Source organism: Parasphingopyxis algicola, from assembly GCF_013378075.1.
GTDB classification, from domain to species: Bacteria; Pseudomonadota; Alphaproteobacteria; order Sphingomonadales; family Sphingomonadaceae; genus Parasphingopyxis; species Parasphingopyxis algicola.
The window spans coordinates 1,531,604-1,550,700 of the sequence record NZ_CP051131.1 but is presented as its reverse complement, the minus strand read 5'-3'; the positions used below and the strand labels follow the sequence as shown (position 1 = coordinate 1,550,700).

General features: G+C 58.6%; 18 protein-coding genes and 2 pseudogenes. 11 read left to right on the top strand and 9 right to left on the bottom strand.

Going from position 1 to position 19,097, the window contains the following annotated elements; translation table 11 throughout:
- Positions 1-76 precede the first annotated feature (76 nt).
- Complete coding sequence (locus HFP57_RS07685; RefSeq protein ID WP_176869234.1) at positions 77-2,437, bottom strand: TonB-dependent receptor; 2,361 nt, start codon at positions 2,435-2,437, stop codon at positions 77-79.
- A 265-nt stretch (positions 2,438-2,702) separates the two neighbouring features.
- On the opposite strand from HFP57_RS07685, the gene HFP57_RS07680 reads away from it, so the two are divergent.
- On the top strand, positions 2,703-3,467 hold the full coding sequence (locus HFP57_RS07680) for an SDR family NAD(P)-dependent oxidoreductase (protein WP_176869233.1): 765 nt from the start codon (positions 2,703-2,705) through the stop codon (positions 3,465-3,467).
- Between the two features lies 1 nt (position 3,468).
- A complete protein-coding gene (locus HFP57_RS07675; RefSeq protein WP_176869232.1) occupies positions 3,469-4,197 on the top strand; it encodes a FadR/GntR family transcriptional regulator in 729 nt (242 codons plus the stop codon).
- A 40-nt stretch (positions 4,198-4,237) separates the two neighbouring features.
- Here HFP57_RS07675 and HFP57_RS07670 read toward each other — a convergent pair whose 3' ends face one another.
- On the bottom strand, positions 4,238-5,128 hold the full coding sequence (locus HFP57_RS07670; protein ID WP_218135089.1) for a LysR family transcriptional regulator: 891 nt from the start codon (positions 5,126-5,128) through the stop codon (positions 4,238-4,240).
- 257 nt (positions 5,129-5,385) lie between these two features.
- Between HFP57_RS07670 and amaB the strand changes: the two genes are divergently transcribed.
- On the top strand, positions 5,386-6,888 hold the full coding sequence (amaB, locus tag HFP57_RS07665) for an L-piperidine-6-carboxylate dehydrogenase (protein WP_176869231.1): 1,503 nt from the start codon (positions 5,386-5,388) through the stop codon (positions 6,886-6,888).
- 13 nt (positions 6,889-6,901) lie between these two features.
- Positions 6,902-8,155, top strand: a complete 1,254-nt coding sequence (locus HFP57_RS07660; RefSeq protein WP_218135088.1) for an NAD(P)/FAD-dependent oxidoreductase — start codon at positions 6,902-6,904, stop codon at positions 8,153-8,155.
- Between the two features lie 119 nt (positions 8,156-8,274).
- Here HFP57_RS07660 and HFP57_RS07655 read toward each other — a convergent pair whose 3' ends face one another.
- The 5 genes and pseudogenes from HFP57_RS07655 to HFP57_RS18265 all read right to left on the bottom strand — a co-directional run.
- Complete coding sequence (locus tag HFP57_RS07655) at positions 8,275-9,270, bottom strand: helix-turn-helix transcriptional regulator (protein ID WP_176869229.1); 996 nt, start codon at positions 9,268-9,270, stop codon at positions 8,275-8,277.
- Positions 9,267-10,142, bottom strand: a complete 876-nt coding sequence (locus tag HFP57_RS07650; protein ID WP_246263483.1) for a HipA domain-containing protein — start codon at positions 10,140-10,142, stop codon at positions 9,267-9,269. The genes HFP57_RS07655 and HFP57_RS07650 overlap by 4 nt, the downstream gene beginning before the upstream one ends.
- Positions 10,143-10,202: 60 nt before the next feature.
- A pseudogene (locus HFP57_RS18270) lies at positions 10,203-10,454 on the bottom strand (HipA N-terminal domain-containing protein); the annotation flags it as partial.
- 536 nt (positions 10,455-10,990) lie between these two features.
- Entirely contained in the window at positions 10,991-11,767 is a 777-nt protein-coding gene (locus tag HFP57_RS07645) for a substrate-binding domain-containing protein (protein WP_246263475.1), read from the bottom strand.
- An 18-nt stretch (positions 11,768-11,785) separates the two neighbouring features.
- Positions 11,786-11,971: pseudogene (locus HFP57_RS18265) on the bottom strand (helix-turn-helix domain-containing protein); the annotation flags it as partial.
- Positions 11,972-12,040: 69 nt separating this feature from the next.
- On the opposite strand from HFP57_RS18265, the gene HFP57_RS07640 reads away from it, so the two are divergent.
- The 4 genes from HFP57_RS07640 (at position 12,041) to HFP57_RS17895 (ending at position 14,886) form a co-directional block, all read left to right on the top strand.
- Positions 12,041-13,327: a GNAT family N-acetyltransferase gene (locus HFP57_RS07640; protein WP_176869226.1), complete on the top strand. Its 1,287-nt coding sequence runs from the start codon at positions 12,041-12,043 to the stop codon at positions 13,325-13,327.
- Entirely contained in the window at positions 13,324-13,845 is a 522-nt protein-coding gene (locus HFP57_RS07635; RefSeq protein ID WP_176869225.1) for a winged helix DNA-binding protein, read from the top strand. Before HFP57_RS07640 ends, HFP57_RS07635 begins: the two co-directional genes overlap by 4 nt.
- A 176-nt stretch (positions 13,846-14,021) precedes the next feature.
- Positions 14,022-14,213 carry a hypothetical protein gene (locus HFP57_RS07630; RefSeq protein ID WP_176869224.1) on the top strand — a complete coding sequence of 64 codons (192 nt, stop codon included), beginning with the start codon at positions 14,022-14,024 and terminating at the stop codon, positions 14,211-14,213.
- A gap of 76 nt (positions 14,214-14,289) precedes the next feature.
- The gene (locus HFP57_RS17895; protein ID WP_218135087.1) at positions 14,290-14,886 is read left to right on the top strand and encodes an SH3 domain-containing protein; all 597 of its coding nucleotides are present in this window, start codon (positions 14,290-14,292) and stop codon (positions 14,884-14,886) included.
- Positions 14,887-15,093: 207 nt separating this feature from the next.
- On the opposite strand, the gene HFP57_RS07620 is transcribed toward HFP57_RS17895, so the two are convergent.
- Positions 15,094-15,246: a hypothetical protein gene (locus tag HFP57_RS07620; RefSeq protein WP_176869223.1), complete on the bottom strand. Its 153-nt coding sequence runs from the start codon at positions 15,244-15,246 to the stop codon at positions 15,094-15,096.
- A gap of 212 nt (positions 15,247-15,458) precedes the next feature.
- On the opposite strand from HFP57_RS07620, the gene HFP57_RS07615 reads away from it, so the two are divergent.
- A complete protein-coding gene (locus HFP57_RS07615; protein ID WP_176869222.1) occupies positions 15,459-15,737 on the top strand; it encodes a hypothetical protein in 279 nt (92 codons plus the stop codon).
- 28 nt (positions 15,738-15,765) lie between these two features.
- Here the strand turns inward: HFP57_RS07615 and HFP57_RS07610 are convergent, their stop codons facing one another.
- Complete coding sequence (locus HFP57_RS07610) at positions 15,766-16,128, bottom strand: hypothetical protein (protein WP_176869221.1); 363 nt, start codon at positions 16,126-16,128, stop codon at positions 15,766-15,768.
- A gap of 376 nt (positions 16,129-16,504) precedes the next feature.
- Here HFP57_RS07610 and HFP57_RS07605 point away from each other — a divergent pair, with 376 nt between their 5' ends.
- Together HFP57_RS07605 and HFP57_RS07600 are read left to right on the top strand one after the other, a co-directional pair.
- Positions 16,505-16,771: a hypothetical protein gene (locus HFP57_RS07605; RefSeq protein WP_176869220.1), complete on the top strand. Its 267-nt coding sequence runs from the start codon at positions 16,505-16,507 to the stop codon at positions 16,769-16,771.
- A gap of 4 nt (positions 16,772-16,775) precedes the next feature.
- Complete coding sequence (locus HFP57_RS07600; RefSeq protein WP_176869219.1) at positions 16,776-18,500, top strand: ParB/RepB/Spo0J family partition protein; 1,725 nt, start codon at positions 16,776-16,778, stop codon at positions 18,498-18,500.
- The last annotated feature ends 597 nt before the right edge of the window (positions 18,501-19,097 follow it).

The window sequence follows — 19,097 nt, the reverse complement described above, 5'->3', positions numbered from 1 at the left end:
CGCGCACGAATAATTTGAACTCTCAGCCGAACATCGAAATCGTGCAGAAGGCCGAAAGCGGGCAGCCGTTTTGAGATCAAAACTCGAACCCGAGCGTTGCCCCAATCACGCGGCCTTCGCCTATATGGTCAAGTGAATTGGCGAAAAAGCCCGTCAGGTCGAACGAGAAGTTGACATAGTCTTCGTCGGTAATGTTGTTGGCGAAAACTTGGGCAAACCAACCCGAATCCGAGCGTAAAGTGAGGCTCGCATCGTGAAGCGTAAACGCGCCTCCGCGCACGACAGGGACATTGACGACATTGTAGAAACGGGACGAAGTGTAGCGGCCGCCGTACAGCGCCTCCAAGACCAGGCCGCCGCCGAGGTCAAAGTCTTTCGTGATGGTCCAATTGGCCGTCCAGTTCGGGGCATTGACGGGCCGCTGCGTTTCCCCGTTCGGTCCGGAGGTTGGCGTCACAATATTGTCGACCTTGAAGTCATTGTAAGACAGGCCAAGATTGGCCTGAAACCCCGGATCGAGCGTGACGATCAGTTCGGCTTCGCCGCCGAACGCTTCGGCAGGACGATTGAGCACTGTCGATGTGATACCGCTGAACTCGAAGGTCTGGAAATTGTCATAGTCATAATAGTAGACGCTGGAGTTGAAGAGGACGCGTCCGTCCGCAAGAGTTGACTTGAAGCCCGCTTCATACGCGAACAGTTCTTCCGGTTCGAACGCCAGCTCTTGTGCGCTCAATAAGCCATCAGAAGGTGCGGTGAAACCGCCGGTTTTCAGACCTTTGCTGATGCTTGCGAACAGCAGAAAATCGTCGGTTGCATCAAATTCCAATGCAATTCTGCCGGTCCAGTCGCCGTTGGATTGGTTCAACTCGAACTGGCCGATATCGCCGACAACCGGGTTTCCGTTGGCGTCGGTGAGACCGGGGGTCAGGCCCAAGAAAAAAACATCTTGGCAGGCCGTCGGGGCAGTGGGCGGGTTCGAACACGCACCTTGATAAACAAAGTCCTGATCGTCCTCGGTCCAGCGGCCGCCAAGAATGAAGGTGAGCCGGTCGGTAATGTCATATTCGAATTGACCGAAAAAAGCGTATGAGGTCGTATTCAAGGAATAATCGGCGTCATATCGCGCAAACGAACTGGGCAGGTCGAAAAATACGGTATAGTCGCCCCCAATATCGAGGTAGTAGACGCCTGCCGTCCAGCGGAAAGCGCCGGCCGATTCTTCCAGCCTGATTTCCTGACTGATATAATCGGCATTGGCCGACGCACCGAAATTGACGTTATCGAACGGTGAGGAATCGGTGTCTTCCAGATAGACCGAATCGACGTCCGAATATGAGCTGATCGAAATCAGGGTTACGTCGCCGAAATCATGCGTGAAAGTTCCGGCAATATTGTAAACTTGCTTGTCGATAATGCCCGGTTGATTGACCGAAACGACCGTTGGATCCGGATTGAGATCGCGAAAGCCGAACGCGTCGGTCGCCGGCGGCGGAGCAAACTGGCTCACTCCATCAGCGTCGAGGAATGTGACCCGATGTTTGCCGGCAAAAGAGTTGCCTTCCTGATCGAAACCTTCGATGCGTAAATTGAAATCGGTATCCTCATTCAGCTCGACGGCGAGCTGTCCGCGCGCCGCAAAAGTCTGCTCCGCCAACAGGTCATCGCCAATGCGGTTTTCGATGAAGCCATCCCTCTCCTGATAATAGACGGCCAGACGAGCGGCGACGGAATTGGAAAGTCCGCCATTCACCATGCCTTGCAGGCGCACCAGGTTCTCGCTGCCGTAGGTAGCCTGGAACGAACCATTGAAATCATAGGTCGGCCTATTGCTGACAAACTGCACCAACCCGCCCGTGGCATTACGGCCGAATAAGGTACTCTGCGGGCCCCGCAGCACCTCCACGCGCTGCAGGTCGTAGAGCGGTGCGCCGATCGCGTCCGCCGATGCGATGTATACGCCGTCCTGATAGGCGGCATTGGGTTGTTCTTGGTGGAGCGCGAAGTCGGACTGGCCGACACCCCGAATATTGAAGGTTGAAACCGACGAACCGGAGTTCGGAGAGGCGACGAATCCAGGTATGAGGCGGTCGAGTTGTTCGGCCCGTACAAGATTCTGGCTGCCGACCAAGTCACCGCCCACCGCCGTAACGGCGATGCCGATATCCTGCGCATTTTGCTCGCGACGATTGGCCGTCACGATAATGACATTGCCTTCCTCTTCGGCCGCGGGTTCTGCTTGCGCCCAAGCAGCCGAAACGCCCAGGCCCGAGCAAGATGCGCTCAGCATCAAGACGAATTCCGCTGGTTTTCTAAAATGGCCTCGCATGTGTTGCCCTCCCCTTCGGTTTTCATTTGGCGGGCTTGCGCCGCCATTTAGAGAACTGGTTTTCACCTGTTCAGGTATTAAGGTCTGATAATCGTACCATTCGACCATTATGTCAATTGCCAATTGACTCCGGGTGTCAAAGTTCCGTGAATGCACGGAAAAACGGTGCATTTTGCGAATGCGAAACCTGCCCTGAACTTGGGTGACTGATCTTCAGCGGAGCCGGGTACGTGCATTTTATTGGCATTGTCGATAAGGAAGTTTGTGGAAACCGTATCACTTGTGACGAAGCGCTAATCAGCAGTCACGCACCCAGTTTGGAAAGGCATATGCGATTAGAAGCTTGGCACAGTGACCTGAGGGGAGCACGCGAATGACCGACCTGACCGGCCGGGTTGCGCTCATAACCGGCGGCGCCAACGGGATCGGCCGATCGAGTGTAGATCTGTTTGCACGAAACGGAGCCAATATCGCGTTTCTGGATTGTGATGCTGAAAGGGGAAGAGAACTTGAAGAGTCGCTTCGCGGCGAAGGCTTCGACGTCACCTTCGTGGAAGCAGATGTGTCACAAGACGGCCAGGTCTCGGACGCCGTCGATAGCGTCCTGGACAAGTATGAGCGGATCGATATCCTGTTTAATCACGCCGGGAGGATCATAGCGAAACCGCTGCTCGAAATCAGTATATCCGAATGGGATGAACTGATGAATCATAATGCCAAAAGCGTGTTCTTGATGACGCAGGCGGTCTTGCCGCACATGTTGGAGCGGGGGTCTGGCATCATCCTCAATACGTCTTCAACTTCTGCCACATCGGCCTCCCCGCTCGAGACGATCTATTGCGCGTCCAAGGCTGCCATGCACCAATTTTGCCGCGCCATTGCCGTCGAATTCCGCGACTCCGGCATTCGCTGCAATCTGATTTGCCCCAGCTTCGTGCGCACGAAACATGCCGACGAAGAAATCAAACAGCTTCGTCATTACGGTGTTTTTGCCTCAGAAAACGACATTCAAAACATGCAGGGTCGGATTTGCGAACCCGATGAGGTGGCCGCCGTCGCGCTGTTTCTCGCCAGCGACGATGCGAGTTTCGTGAACGGCGCGGAAATCTATGTCGACAACACATTTACGGTGACCTGATATGCGCTGGTCTCATGCCCCGATAGAAACCGTCGCCACCTACGATGTCACTGTCCGCCGGTTGCGCAGGCAAATCCAGCTCGGCCAGCTCATGCCCGAAGAACGGCTTCCGCCGGAACGCATATTGGCGGGCCATCTCGGGGTTTCCAGGATGACGTTGCGCGAAGCGTTGCGGGTCCTTGAAACGGAGGGCTTCATAACGGTGAAGCGCGGAGCGAAGGGCGGTGCATTCGTCTGCACCATCGAGAAGTTGGACGAAATCGCTTCGGCGCGCCTGGCGCGCAATCCGGCCGACACTTTGCGGGCGATGGAATTTCGTATGGCGCTCGAACCGGCGGCCGCACGGTTCGCGGCCGAGCGCCGCACGCCTGCGCATATCAAGCGTATGGAGTCGGGCCTGACACCAAAGGAACAGGTTGGCAGTCCGGCATTGCATTATCGCGACCAGGTTGAATTTCACATGGCGCTCGTAGAAGCGAGCCTCAATCGCTGGTTCGTCGAGGCAGTCACCGACTCCATTGCAAACATTTTCTTGCCCTGTCAGCCCAATCCGAATCGCGACGAGATTTTCAAGCAGGTCGTCCAACGCCGCAAGATCCTCGAAGCGATAAAGAACAGGGAAGGGGACGAAGCCGCAGCTTTGCTGGAAACATTGCTGTCGAGCGAATTTTTGCGAATTCAGAAAATGACGAACCGGGCGAAACGATCGTCGCAAAAGGATTCGAAGTAAAGTCGTCGCCTCGGCCCGCTGCCTGTTTCAACAATCATGGTCAGTCGGACAACTCTAAGACGGTTTCGATCCAGCTCGAGAACTTTTCGAACGATGGCCGCTTTGGGCGGGCCGTCGGCCAGACAAGATAATATTTTCCCTTCGCCGGAACCGGTTCGCCGAATGCTTTGACGAGCCGGCCCTTTTCGATCTCTTCCTGAGCGAGATATGAGGGAAGCAAAGCGACGCCCATCTCGTGCACCGCCGCTTGAGCCATGGTCGAATATTGATCGAACAACATGCCATGTAGCCCCTCGGCGACATGGTCATAACTTTCGAACCAATCTTCCCAGGCTCTCGGACGGGACTCCAGATGCAGAAGCGGTAATTGCAAAAGCTCCCCTGGCGCGGTTGGCGGGCTGTCGATCAGCGATGGCGCACAAACCGGCACGACATGTTCGCGTGAAACGGGAAGGTAAGTGACGCCCTGCCAATCCCGATCTCCGAAATGAAGCGCGGCGTCGAAACTTTCTTGCGCAAAGTCGAAGGGGGCCAGTCGCGTCGAAAGGTTAACCGTGATGTCGGGACAGCGCTCGGTAAAATCGCGGAGTCGCGGCGCCAGCCAATGCATTCCGAACGTCGGTAATATCGCAAGATTGAGGCTGCCTCCCGCTGGATTGGCCTTCAGCTTCAGCGAGGATCTCGAAAGGTCCTGCAAACAGCTGCGCACGGACTGGCAATATTCCCTAGCGGCCGGAGTCGGCCGCAACCTTATGCCATCGCGACTGATCAGCTGGACGCCAAGCTGTCCTTCGAGCACCTTCAGCTGGCGACTGACGGCACTGTGGGTCAGGGACAGCTCTTTGGCCGCCGCCGTAGCGCTGCCGAGCCGATCCACAGCTTCCAATGCCAAAAGCGAGCTGATGCTTGGGAGAAACCGGCGAGGCGTCATTATGTGAGTTTTACTCCAAGTCAGGTTACATATCGTCGCTATATATTGCCGATCTTCCCCGGTAAAACGAAATATTGAAGATTACGATAGACCGCCAGCGTGATAAAAATGAACAGCATTGAGTTGGTCATGAGGTGTCGGCTCCGCGATCGCGGCATCAGGCGCCAGACAGTCGATCGAGGCGAGGGGCTGGCGGGTCACATTGCATCGACACAACTGGCAACCGGGCGCTGGCTCCGGCAACAAAGGAAAATCGGATGTCTCATCAACAGATACTCGCCGCTGCCGGCCTGACGGAAAGCGACATTTCGGGCGGAGAGCTCGTGGTACGCTCGCCGATTGACGGTGCGGAAGTGGCGCGGGTGAAAGAAACTGCGCTATCCGAGATGCCTGGGATCGTTGCCGCGTCCAAAGACGCCTTTGAAGCCTGGCGGGAGGTTCCGGCGCCGCGACGCGGCGAGCTTGTCCGCCTGCTCGGGGAGGAATTGCGCGCTTCCAAAAATGCGCTCGGAGCCTTGGTCACGCTTGAGGCGGGTAAGCTCCTCTCCGAGGGGCTGGGTGAAGTGCAAGAGATGATCGATATCTGCGATTTCGCTGTCGGTCTTTCGCGCCAGCTTTGCGGCAAGACGATCGTTTCCGAGCGTCCGGGTCATCGGATGGCCGAAACATGGCACCCATTGGGGCCGTGCGGGATTATCTCGGCATTTAATTTCCCCGTCGCAGTCTGGTCTTGGAATGCCGCGCTGGCATTGGTCTGCGGAGACCCTGTGATTTGGAAGCCTTCCGAAAAAACGCCGCTGACCGCGATAGCGACCCAGAAGATTCTCCAACGCGCCATCAGGCGGTTCGGTAAAGACGCGCCGCACGGCCTCGCGCAACTGGTAATCGGGGATTCAGAAATTGGAGCGGCGCTGGTTGATTCCACCGACATTCCGGTAATCTCGGCAACCGGTTCCACCCGCATGGGCGGCATCGTCGGCCCGAAGGTCGCCGCGCGCTGGGGTCGCTCGATCCTCGAACTTGGCGGCAACAACGCCATGATCGTTGCGCCATCGGCAGATCTGGACATGGCGGTTCGGGCGATCGTTTTTTCCGCCGTGGGCACAGCGGGACAGCGCTGCACGACGCTGCGCCGTCTGATCGTGCACAAGACGATCAAGGACGAACTGATGGAAAAAGTGTCCAAAGCCTATGCGGGGCTTAAGATTGGTGATCCCCGTGATGAAAATATACTTGTCGGCCCGCTGATCGATGAGGCGGCGCGCGACGCGATGATGGCGGCTATTGGACGCGCGCGCGCGGAAGGCGGGACTGTAACGGGCGGCAGGCCTGTTGCCGACGGCGTGCCCTCAGATGGCATCTATATAAGCCCCGCGATCGTCGAAATGAACGGCCAAACCGACACGGTTCGGTCCGAAACATTTGCACCGATACTGTATGTTCTCGAATATGAGACCCTGGCCGAAGCGACCGCCATCCAAAATGACGTACCGCAGGGGCTCTCTTCGTGCATTTTTACCCTCGATATCCGTGAAGCCGAAACCTTCCTTTCCGCTCTCGGGTCTGATTGCGGGATCGCCAATGTGAATATCGGCCCGTCCGGAGCCGAAATCGGCGGCGCTTTCGGCGGGGAGAAAGAAACCGGTGGCGGCCGCGAGTCCGGCTCGGATGCGTGGAAAGGATATATGCGTCGCCAGACGAGTACGGTGAATTATTCGACTGCGTTGCCGCTTGCTCAGGGCGTGCGATTTGACGTCTGACAGACACTCATCCTTGTGGCGGGCGAGCTGCGTAGAGCGGATCGATCCGGTTCCGCTCTCCAACTCGCTGACGGTAGACCTCGCCATTGTCGGCGGCGGTTTCACCGGCTGCTCCGCAGCGCTTGAAGCGGCGTTGGCGGGGGCGTCGGTTTGCCTGTTGGAGGCTGATGAAATTGGTTTTGGCGGATCGGGCCGCAATGTCGGGCTGGTAAATTCCGGCCTATGGCTTACGCCCGACAAGATTATTTCCAAGCTGGGTGAGAATGAAGGCGGGCGACTTCTTGCCGTATTAGCAAATGCGCCGGACAAAGTTTTTGCTTTGATTGCCGAGCATGAGATCCAGTGCGAAGCGACGCGCAGCGGTACGTTGCACTGCGCGCACTCCCCGGCGGGCGTAAAAGATTTGGAGAACAGGTATCGGCAGGGAACGGAAATGGGGGCGCCCTACCGTCTATTCGATGCCCAAGAGGCGTCTCGTCGCACAGGTTCCGAGAGTTTTTGGGGCGCGCTTTTTGATCCGCGCGCAGGGACCATACAACCCCTTGCCTATTGCAAGGGACTCGCGCGCGCCGCCGTAGCTCATGGCGCACAAATCTTCCAAAACTCGCCGGTGACTGCCTTCTCGTATGCGAACGACGCCTGGCGGGTCGATGTGGACGGCAAGGTCGTGACGGCGAAATCGCTGCTGATCGCGACCAATGCCTATCACTTCAACGCCAAGAAGGCTTTCGAACCGCAGATCGTGCGTGTGGGATACTGCCAATTTGCGACGGTGCCGCTGAGCATTCGGGAACTAGCCCGAACTCTTCCTGGAAAAGAAGGATGTTGGGACACCGCGCTCGTCATGTCCTCTTTTCGGCTCGACGATGCCGGACGTCTGATCGTCGGCGGTTTGGGCGATCTGGAGGGCCCGGCAAGGGCTATCCACGAACATTGGGCACGCAAGAAATTGCGTGAATTGTTTCCCCAATTACAGGTCAATCATTTCGAATATTGCTGGGGAGGGCGGATTGCCATGACCTCTGATCATATTCCCAAGTTCGTTGAATTTTCTCCCAACGCACTGGCCTGTTTCGGCTATTCCGGGCGCGGTATAGGGCCTGGTACCGTGTTCGGCGCCGCCGCTGCCTGGGCATTGCTGACTGGCAATCCTGACCACCTCCCACTGCCTGCCGTCGCACGACATGATGAGCGTTTTGCTTCCGCTCGGGAAACCTATTATGAGGTAGGTGCAGCGATCGTTCACGCCACAGGTCTACCGCTTTGATCGCAATATCGCACCGGTCATCGGTCGTCGGCTAGGACAACGCCTCGCTCGCTTTCGGATCGTCTAGTTCAGCCTTGGCAAAATGGGCCGGCACCGACCTTCGATAGCCGGATCTCAAATCATCGAACAGAAAATTGCAAGACCGACTGCTGAAACTCGGCGACTTGGTTGACGATCAGGCTTTGCGGCGCTTCATAGCCGTCGAACCTTTCGTAAAGCGGCGGTAGGCACCGTGCGATAACCTGCTCCAACGCGTCCTGAACCTCTTCCGACGACGTCCGCACGGATATGTCCGCCTTGGTCGATTGGGCGCGCAACGGCCGCCCGGGTTCAAAGATCAGCCGCGGACTGGCCCATGCCAGAAGGTCCCGGCCTTCCAGCCCGGTATAGCGGGCTGCATATTGAATGGTGTCGTTCGGCTTCGCATCGATGCGAGCCGCGAGATTGGCTGCGTGCAGCAAGACTTCGGCGGTTCGCCAGATCGGCAACGTGACATCGAAAATCGTTCCGGGATCGAGATTGGATTCGCCATCCTCCTGATATCCACGCCGTAGATATGCGTATATGTCCGGCGTGACTTGCCAAAAATCACTATGGGCCGCGTCTTCATGGAACCGTTCAACATCGGGCTTGCCTAGCCAGCATTCGACCGAACCATCCCGGATCGCCGGCTTGAGATCTTCGCGAGTGGGAACCCAGAAGGGTGTCCAGCCGGACGTTTTCGGCATCCGGGAAAGAACGCGCCTCAGCCCCGATAGCGTCAAACCCTCAATTTCGCAGTCGAGCGAATAGCTGTGTTCGACATATCCCAGCGGCTGGCGTGCCGGATGGTGTTGCGGCAGCGGTTCGGTGAGCTCATTCCAGCGCCGGCGAGACTGATGCCGGAACATCCCGAAGCTGTCGGGCGGGCCGGGCCGCTCGAACATGCCAAGAACCCCGAGAATGGACGCGACCGTCTCGAGCCGAAGATTGATCTCGCCGCGTTCGAACGCATTGACGGTGGGCGTGCTCACCCCCGCCAATTCCCCGAGCGTTGCCTGTGTAAGTCCCTCCGATTTGCGACGTCGGATTGCTTCATCGACAAGGGCGGTCCAGTCGAGTGGCCACTGGGTCATGTGAATATCCTCTGGGCATTTGCTTGAACGACTTCGGCATAGCGGGCCCGGAAATCGTCGAACGAGACATTCGAGCCGAATTTCAGCGTTCCTGGATCGGCAAATTTTCTCGCCAAATCGCTGAACGCCCGTTCGACCGCCGCCTCTTCCAGACCGATCTCGCGGCCGAAACCGCGCAATAGCGACCGCTCGATTGCTTCCAACGGTCGTTTTTTCCCACCAATGGATAAGCCGGTATCGGCATCGTATTCGCCATAGGCAACGGTGTTCATCAGATCATAAGCGGGGCTCAGTCTCTGCCCTTCGGGCCGCTCCAGCAACGAAAAGTTCTTGAGATGCGCGTCGGCATTGCCGACGACGCAGTTGAAGACGATCAGTCGGAAAAACCGCAGCAGGTCGATGGCGCTGCGAGACGACCATTTCACGATGACGCTGGCTGCCTCTTCATAGCTCGACTGATATTTTCCCCCGAAATCCCGTCCGCTCGGAACTTCCAGGATTTGGGCAAAATCCTCGAGCCTCAAGCGGCGCCCATCGGCGCGATCGAATCGCTCGACGACGAGCGCGATTTCATCGACGCCTTCGAGTTTAGCGATATGCGCAGCCGTGACCTCCTTTTCGCCAAGCACCTCGCGAGCGAGCGTAAGTGTGAGATTTTCGTTTTGGACCAATGTGGCGCGTTCGGGGGCGTTGAATTTGGCAATGTGAGTTGCCGGATCGCCCCGGTTTATGCGGGGCCGATAGACCGCGCCGTCGCGATATGCGAGCAGCTTCTTTTGAACGCCTGACACGGTTTTGCCCGGAACGGTTGCGGCGCGCTCCTCGAGCGTGTCATTTTCTGCTGTGGTGATTTGAGCGCCGTCGGCAGGCACGACTCCCACGGCGCCGATACAGTCCTCGCCGAAGGCGAGCAGGATGCCGAAGTCATCGCGCGTTTCCGTTCGCGCTTCGCGCGCCTGGTGGCCTCTCAACCAGCCCTCGGGAGCGAGATGCTCGAAAAATGGCAGCAATCCATTGCGCCAATAATGGTCTCGCTGTTCCGCCGGGAGGGAGCAAGCAATCGACTGCGTCCAGCCTTTATCATAGACGAACCGGGTATCCCGCTGGTCGATTTCGGCGAGAATCCCGCACCTTTCCTGCCGGAATGTGACGATGGCTGTCCGGTTTGTGATTGCTATCTCCATAAAAAGCTTTGCACCATTAGCCTATATGCCATAAAAAATAAAGAAATCTTTATATAAATGGAAATTGGTTGAGGAATATGATGAAAATTGGAAATCGGACGATTTTGAGATTTTTCCCTCCAGTTAGTCAAGAAATGGGGGAAAAATAAATGGTTCTATATGATTGCTACGAATAGCCCATCCAATTTGGTTTATTTTTGAAGTGATGCCCAAGGCATCTGGCATTCCGATATTGCGCCATTCGACCGTTTAAGCAGTTCTCGATGTAGGGAGAAACGAATGGCGGCATGGAGCGTCCAGGCTCACGCGATCGACCTCTCGCATATGGCGCGCCAATACGACCACGCTCACCGGAAAGGTCGCGCACCATGTTGCCGGGAAAGATATCGGCCAATTCGAACCGACGCGATTGGAAGCCGCGATGACCGTGACGGCGCGCGAAGACTCTCATCATGAGGCCGTCGCCCGATCCCGCCGCCGTGATGCACCGGAAGGGTCGGCAGAATCGTAATCTCTCAAGCGATTAAGCCAGCGCCTTATTCCTGCAGCGATGGGAAAAGCGGAAAGACTTTACGATCTGCGGCGACCGCGCGGCAATCATCCGGATGGATGAATTCATCGGCAAAATAAGGATAAATATGCGGATCGAAAGCGGCCTTTAGCCATTCGATAGCCGTCCGAACCGCAGGGCTTTCCCGGGCTTCGCGATGATAGAAATAGCGCATCTCGAATTTGAGTGGCACGCCGATATCCACCATCTGCAGTTTGTCGGTCAGATGCGAAATATAGGTGGGCATGAACGCCAGTCCGCTGCCCGTCCTGACGGCATAATAGACCGCGAGGCTTGAATTCGTCCGGAACCGGATGAAATCGTCGCCGCCCGCGCTGCCGATAAAAAATTCGCGCAGCTGCGAATTCACGCCAGGAGCCGCCTGCTCGATGAATTTGTGGTGGCGCATGTCTTCCGGTCGGTCAGGTCTGCCATGCGCGTTGAAATAGCGTTCCGTCCCATAGCAGCGGAAATGCAGAGTCCCGAGCCGCGCCACAATCAGGTCGGGATCGGTTGGCTGGAAAAAGGTGATCCCCAAGTCGGCCCGTTCGCTGTGATCGCTGGCCAAATCGTAATCGCAATGCAAGGCCGTGATCAGATCGGGTACGCGCGCCTGCAACGTGCCCATCATCGGCGTGAGCCACACCGAGCCAATGCCTTCACCGCAGGCAATGGTGATCTGGCCCGGATGGATGAGCACGTTGCGCGCATCGCCGACACCCTCGCGCGCGGCGTCAATCATCGATCGTGCAATCTTGCGCATCCTATTTCCCGCGGTCGTGATCTCCGCGCCCGTCTGCGTTCTGCGAAACAGTGGCCCGCCCAAACGCCGTTCAAGACGGTCCAATCGGTATCGGAGCGTGTTGACCGGCACGCCGAGGGACTTCGCAGCGCTCCGGATGCTGCCGGCCGAATCGACCGCCAGAAAGCTCCGTGCGTCCACCAGATCTATGTTCAGATCACCCATGGCCCCCGTCTCGTGGACGAATCTCGTCCATACCGGTCGAATCTTCCGCTCATCCCAAGCATCCCCAGCATGGCTAACAAGCGGCTAAGCAATGACCATAAAACAAAATTGCGCGGGCGGAAAAGTCTTATGAAACAATCGCGTTTCGGTGCGGGTCGCAAGCCGCGCGGGCCAGTCGAACAATTCTCGCCGAAGGTGGGGCGCTGCGCCCGCACATCGCGGGCCAAGGGCAACCGCTTGCGACGTGCCAGATGGGAGGAGATCGTCCCCTGGCTCAATCGCGCCCGGCGATCGCTCGACCTCGCCGATACCGATCACATCAAACACCTACTGGCCCATAACTCCGATTTGATCCGGCTGATTATTGATCAAAGGACAGACGAGCCGCGGGGCTTTTTTGCCTATCTGCCGCTTAACGAGCGGGGCGCGATGTCGATCGTCTCCGGCGGGTTTTCGGGGCGAGCGCCCGACTCGCAATTGATCGCGCCAGCCGGTCAGACGCCCACCGCGATCTATTTCTGGCTGACCTACGCTCCGGGCGCGCTGGCCAGCAGCGTGTGCGGCATATTGGACTGTTTGGGTGCGATCGCCCCGCAGGGTTGCCCGATTTTCTCGCGGTCGGTTACCGCGCATTCAAAGCGGTTGAGCGAAGCCATCGGCTTTGAGCCGGCGCAACGCGTTTATCCCAATGCGCCCGACTGGCTGCAAGTATGTCTACCGCAAAAGGACATGCCGGATACGACTGGACGGACGAACAATGCGCCCACAATTGAGGTTCTTCGCGTACGAACCGTTGAAGAGCTGACCCAAGTGATTTCGGTGCGCTCGGCCGTCTACATGGCCGAACAGCTCTGCCGGTTTGACGAAGAATTCGATGGCAACGACCTGTGTGCGACCCAGTTTCTAGGGCTGGTTAACGGCGATCCGGCGGGCTGTATCCGGCTGCGCTATTTTGGAGATTTCGCCAAGCTCGAACGGCTCGCGGTCCGGAAGCAGTATCGCAAATCCCGGCTGGCCTATCGCTTAGTGCGCACGGCGCTCGACCATGCGCGGCAAAAAAACTTCCTGCGCATCTACGGTCATTCGCGCGACGACCTGGTGCGATTTTGGCAGATATTCGGGTTTCGCCTGATGGACGATCGCCCGACCTTCACCTTCGCCAATGTCGATTATCGCGAGATGGTCGCCGAGCTCGAGCCGGATGACCGAGCCATTCGTTTCGGCGTCAATCCCATGATCGCCATCCGTCAGGAAGGATTTTGGGACGAGGAGGGGCCGCTCGAACGGTCCAATCATGTGCCTGATCCCGTGCAAGCCGCCAAAGTTGCGCACAATATGCGGCGGTTGGGCGCATGATGCTTCACAACGTAATCCAGATCAGCAACCGGCTTGAGACGCTCGCCCGCGAATTGCGCCAGCTCGCCCCGTCATCGGAGTCCGATGACAGCATACCCGCTGACCTGAAAGGTCGGCTTCGCGAAGAGATTGCAGACCGCTACCGGCGGCGCGCGGTGTTCAACGGCGAGATCAGCGGAGATCCTGACTGGGACATTTTGCTTGACCTGACACTGGCCAGGCTGACCGGCCGTGACGTATCGGTTTCAAGCGCCTGTATTGCCGCCAACTGCCCCGCAACCACGGCGCTTCGTCATCTCGCCCGCCTTGTCGAAAAAGGCTTTGTGCACCGTGAGCGCGACCCTTATGACGGGCGACGCGTCTACACACGCCTCACGCGCCCGGGATTTCGCCTGATGTGCGACTATTTCGATCGAAGGCCTGCGTCGGATTTGAACGGTTCGCCCAATGGCCTGAACGGTGCGGACCGATCGCATATGATCCCAAGCGGTGATGGTGTTCCTCGTGGCCACCATTGATCGCTGAAATCATGTGCAGGTTCGGATCGCCGCCGATTTCGAGCAATCCGGCCTTGCCGGTTCGGCTCGCCACCAACTAGACGTGCAGGATTAGCCGAAGGCGATCGGCACGTCGCCTCGGCCTGTAGGGAATGCGTGGAATGTCAAAAAATTTGAGCGAGCGGGAGCTGGAACGGTTGGCGACCATCGCCGCGCAGGCGGATGCGGCGCAGCGCCGGACAATCATGACAGTTGCGGAGCAGATTGCCGAACAGCTCGATGCGCTGGAACGCGGCCTCGACCCGTTGGGCCCTCCGCCTCGTCATGCGGCAATGGTCTATCTCCGGCATCGACAGATGGCCCGCCGTGAAAAAGCCGAGGCCCGCTGATTAATGATATCAACCCGGCGTTAGGCGACATGGTGTAGTCAACGGCGCGGGAGGCGCGCGACGATGTGAGGCTTAGATGGCCCGGCAAACCCGCAATGATGGGTGCCTCGTCCTCGGGGCGATTTTGGTACTCGTCTTTCTGGCCGAGCGTTGCAGCGTGGATGGCGGTCGGACATCTTCTCACAATTCCCCGTCAAATCAATCAGCCGGCGAACGCTATTATGTGACGGCGGACGTCCTGAACTGCCGCGAGGCGCCCACAACCGGCGCGGATGTAATTTCCACACTCTCCTATCGCCTGCCTGTACGGGTTATGGAAACCCGGTCCGGCTGGGGGAAGATCAACCTGTTTGAGGATTGCTGGGCATCGATGGCCTATCTTTCCCAAGACCGTCCGGTCATTCGGGACGCGGCGCCACCGCCAAGCCGGTTGGCCGAAAGTCCCCGGCCCGCACCGCAGATCTCCGATGCCGCAATCCGGCGCGAGATTGTCGCGAATTCGCGGGCAGCCTATTCGGGCAGCTGCCCATGTCCCGACAGCCGGATGCGCAACGGGCGGCGTTGTGGCGGCAACAGCGCGTATTCGCGGCCCGGCCGAGCTTCGCCGCTTTGTTACCCCGATGATGTCGCCCAGTATCAGATTGACGCCTATCGTCAGCGTCACAGCCGCTAGGACAAAACATGGGCATGTTAGCGCGCGCTTTTCGAATTGCCCGGACGGCGGTCGGCGGGGAACGAAGACGCGTTTGTGCAGAGTGAAGGCGCTGGCATTGCGCTTCGCGCGCTTCATGCACGCTGTGCGATTTCGATCCGTATGAGCGAGTGCGGGGAAGGTGCCCGGGACGGCTCTCTATTCCCCGCCGGTTCGATCTGCCGGCATCTAACCCAGTTTCGTAGCCGATCGCATCGTCCGGTCGGCCACCGCCTCGGCGAGCGCGGGATCGATCTCGACGAGATCCGCTTGCGTTTCGATAGCGTTCCGAACCGATCCGGTCAGTTCGCGGCCGCGCCGGATGACGAAAGGCGCTGTCAAACCGGCATCCTTTGCAAAACGCTCGATGATGAAAATTTTCCCTATCGGGAAATTTAGCGGCAATGCGGCGATTCTCCTTCCCCAATGTTACCGATCGGGAAATTTATGAGCCTGGTCTCGCGCCGCAAGCATATCATAGCTTCGGGCTCCGGCCGGCAAGTTCCGAAGCTCTCTCGACCCCGGCGGCTCTATCGATATCCCAGGAAATGTTGATGGGTCTGGGGCAGATGATCGAGATTTTTCTTCAGGGGAAAAGCTCAGCGGGGCGGGGGAAGCGTCAAATGGTGTCGAAGTCGAAAACTCGAAAAGTGACGCTCCACTTTGCATCTGTGGACGCCCTTAAGACGCAAGCGATAAACTTGGGTTTGGCGGTTGTCGGATGCTGCCATCTGTCCGGCCTGCTGGTGCGGCGCGATGCCGCTGGCGCACCCGCTTCGTCAAATGACGAAAGCAGACCTTTCTTCCGTGCTTTAACGCTATTAGGAATCTGAAATCCGCATTTGGCGAAGCACGCCCTTGTCATCGAGCGCTATGTCTTACCCTCTGTGTCGCCAGCGCACTTAGCTTAGCAATCTCGGCCGCTGGATCGCTGTAACCGCCACCGTTCAATCTCATGATTTTCTGGAGCAATGTATTGGATGCACCCTGTCGGTGAGCAACATCGAAGAAAGTTATTTCGTTCCATGGCGCACCTGCACGCACACGAGCGAGAAACGCACGATTGAGGCCATGCAAACCGCCTTGTCTGTGCAATTCCTCGTCCAGAGCCGGCCAGATCAGCAGACCGCACTGGTAGTGGCGATAGAAATGGTCGTCGGCGCTTGCCTGCCTCAGGGGCGACTGGGCGAGACCGTTCACGCAAGCCGCCTCTGCTTCATCCATGCGCTCGTTAGCATATTTGCAACGATATGGCGCCCGCCCGCGCCGGTCGCCGGGCTCGCGTGAACCGAGCCTTCTTGTCTCGCCCCTGCGGGCGTTGATCCCTGGCGCTGGCCGGGCCATGTGGCCCGGCATGTGGACGCCGCCCTTGCGGGCGGCGGCGCTGTTTTTGGCCTTTCCCGGAGGCGGGGGCGGCCGGACACTCCCTTCTGGCCCCGCCAGGGCGCGCCGCAACCGCCTTGGCTCTGGATGCGTCGGGGTTCGTGTTTGTCCTCCTACCAAGACGGTTGCGTCCCGCCCTGTCCGGCGGGGCCGGCGGTCGCTTACCGCCCGCCCCCTTACCGGGGAAAGGCGCGGAAGACGAGAGAAGGGACGAGCGATGGCGCGGCAGCGGCAAACGGCAGAGCAGGTCGAGAGGACGGAGGCGGGCGAGCAGATCGTCGTGCCGGGCGTCGGGCCGCTGACCTTGGCCGATAGGCTCGCACTGCGCGCGGCGGGACCGATGGTGCCGAAGCGTAACCCGCAAGCCGAGCAGCGCCCGTGTGATATCGGGCTGTTCGATACCGCCGCGCGCACCCAGCTGGACCTTGTCGATATCCTCCGCGCCACCGCTTCGGGCGGTCCATTCAAATCCAAGGAGGACTGAACCCATGCAACTCAACCATATCCCGCTCGATCACTTGAAGGTCTCGCCGCTCAATATGCGGCATTCGCGCAAGAAGCCGGACGTATCCGACATCCTGCCCTCGATCCGCCAGCGCGGCATCATTCAGCCGCTCTTGGTCAAGCCCAACGGCAAGCCCGACCGTTACGACATCTATGCGGGCAGGCGGCGCTTCTTCGCGATGAAAGCCATCGCCAGGGAGGGCGACAGTAATCCGGTCTTGCCTTGCCTGATACTCGACAAGAATGACGACGCCGATGCGGTCGAGGCGTCGATATTGGAGAACACCGCTCGGCTCGAACCCGACGAGATGGAGCAATATGAGGCCTTTAAGCGGCTCGCCGACAAGGGGCGCGGCGTCGCCGAGATCGCCGACACGTTCGGCGTGACCGAATTGATGGTGAAGCGGCGGTTGGCGCTCGCCAACCTTTTGCCTGCCCTCCGCAAGGCCTATGCCAAGGAGGAAATCGACGGCCGGACGATCACGGCACTGACTATGGCGAGCAAAAGCCAGCAGGAGGAATGGTGGGCGCTGTTCCGGTCCGCAGACGATCATGCCCCGCGCGGGCACCAGTTGAAGGCGTGGCTGTGCGGCGGCGCGCATATCACCGCCGACAAGGCGATATTTCCAATCGACGATTATCCGGGCGAAATACTGGCCGATCTATTCGGTGAAGAGGGCGCGTTCGCCGATGCAGACCTGTTCTGGGAGCATCAGAACGCGGCTATAGCAGCACTGGTGCAGGGCTATACCGACAAGGGTTGGAGTGATTGTGTCGTGCTCGACCGGGGCGCGTATTTTGATCGTTGGAACCATGCCAAAACGCCGAAGAAGGACGGCGGCAAGGTGTTTATCGAGGTTCGGCACACTGGTGAGGTCATGGTCCATGAGGGTTATCTGACCGAACAGGAAGCGCGCCGCCGCGAGAAGGCGGCGAACGACGAGGCAGCACGCAAACCCGCCAAGCCGGAAATGACCGGGCCGATGATCGATTATATCGACTTGCACCGTCACGCGGCAGCGCGGACGACCTTGCTGGGCCATCCCGGCGTCGCGCTGCGGCTCGCGGCCTCGCATATGATCGCCGGGTCGCGGCTTTGGCGCGTCGAGGCCGAGCCGCAGGCCACGCGCAAGGAGGCGACGCGCGAGAGCATTGCCGCGTCGAAGGCGCAAGCCGCGTTCGCCAAGGAGCGGACCGAGATCGCGGCGCTTCTCGATATGGATGTCGAGACCGATACCATCGTCCGCAACAATGGCGACGACTGGCGGCTTGCGGCGATTTTCGCGCGGCTGTTGGGGCATGACGACGATACGGTACTGCGCATCCTGACCTTCGTCATGGCCGAGACGTTGGAAGCTGGAACCGCGACGGTCGAGGCGCTGGGCGCGGCCATCCCTATCGATATGGCGGGCTATTGGACGCCGGACGAGGCGTTTTTCGCGCTGCTGCGCGACAAGCAGATCGTCAATGCGATGCTCGGCGAGATCGCCGGGCGGCAGGTCGCCGACGCCAATGTCAGCACCACCGCTAAGGTGCAGAAGGGCATCATCCGCGACGTGCTGGCGGGCGAAGGAGACCGCACCGCCAATCCCGATTGGCGGCCGCGCTGGGTGCTGTTTCCGCCCGACTGCTATCGCGACGAGGCTGGCTGTGCGCCTGTCGCCAATCATCGGCGGATCGCGGACCTGTTCGCCGAGGCAACGAAATAGGAGGTCCGGACGTATCGGTGGTGCGGACACCTATCCGCTTTAGGTGTCGCGCCACCGATACACCCGGACCGCTATGGGCGCTAAGTTCCGCAACAGCGATTGCCATTTCGCATATGATTACTGAGACAGGCGCAAGGCCGAGTTTGTCGGTAACTGGCGATCGATTATTCGACGATTCACTGCCGGATTTCGGCATCAGACATTTGTGCGCTGGCGGCTTGCAGCGACAGAGCGAGCAAGGTGGCCGCGCCAATCGCCAATGGCTCCAGATCGCGCCTTTCAGCGGTAAGAATATGGTAGCCGGGCTAAGATATCGTCAACCCGTCATGCGCCATCGCCTCGAATTTGCCCTGTTGCTATTGTGATTATCGGATCGCTTCTATGGTGGGTTTGGAGCTGTGTGCCGGAAAGGATTTGACGACTTCCAACGGCCTGCGCGTTCCTCCGCTTCGCTATTTGCCTTCGTCTGCCTTTTTCATCGAACGACGCGTCGCAGCTCCCCACTGTTTCAGCGACCGATATCGTTGCGAAGAAACCGAAATTTCCTATTTTAGGCGACTGGCGATCTCCCCTTAGGACCGGCTCGGCCAATCATAA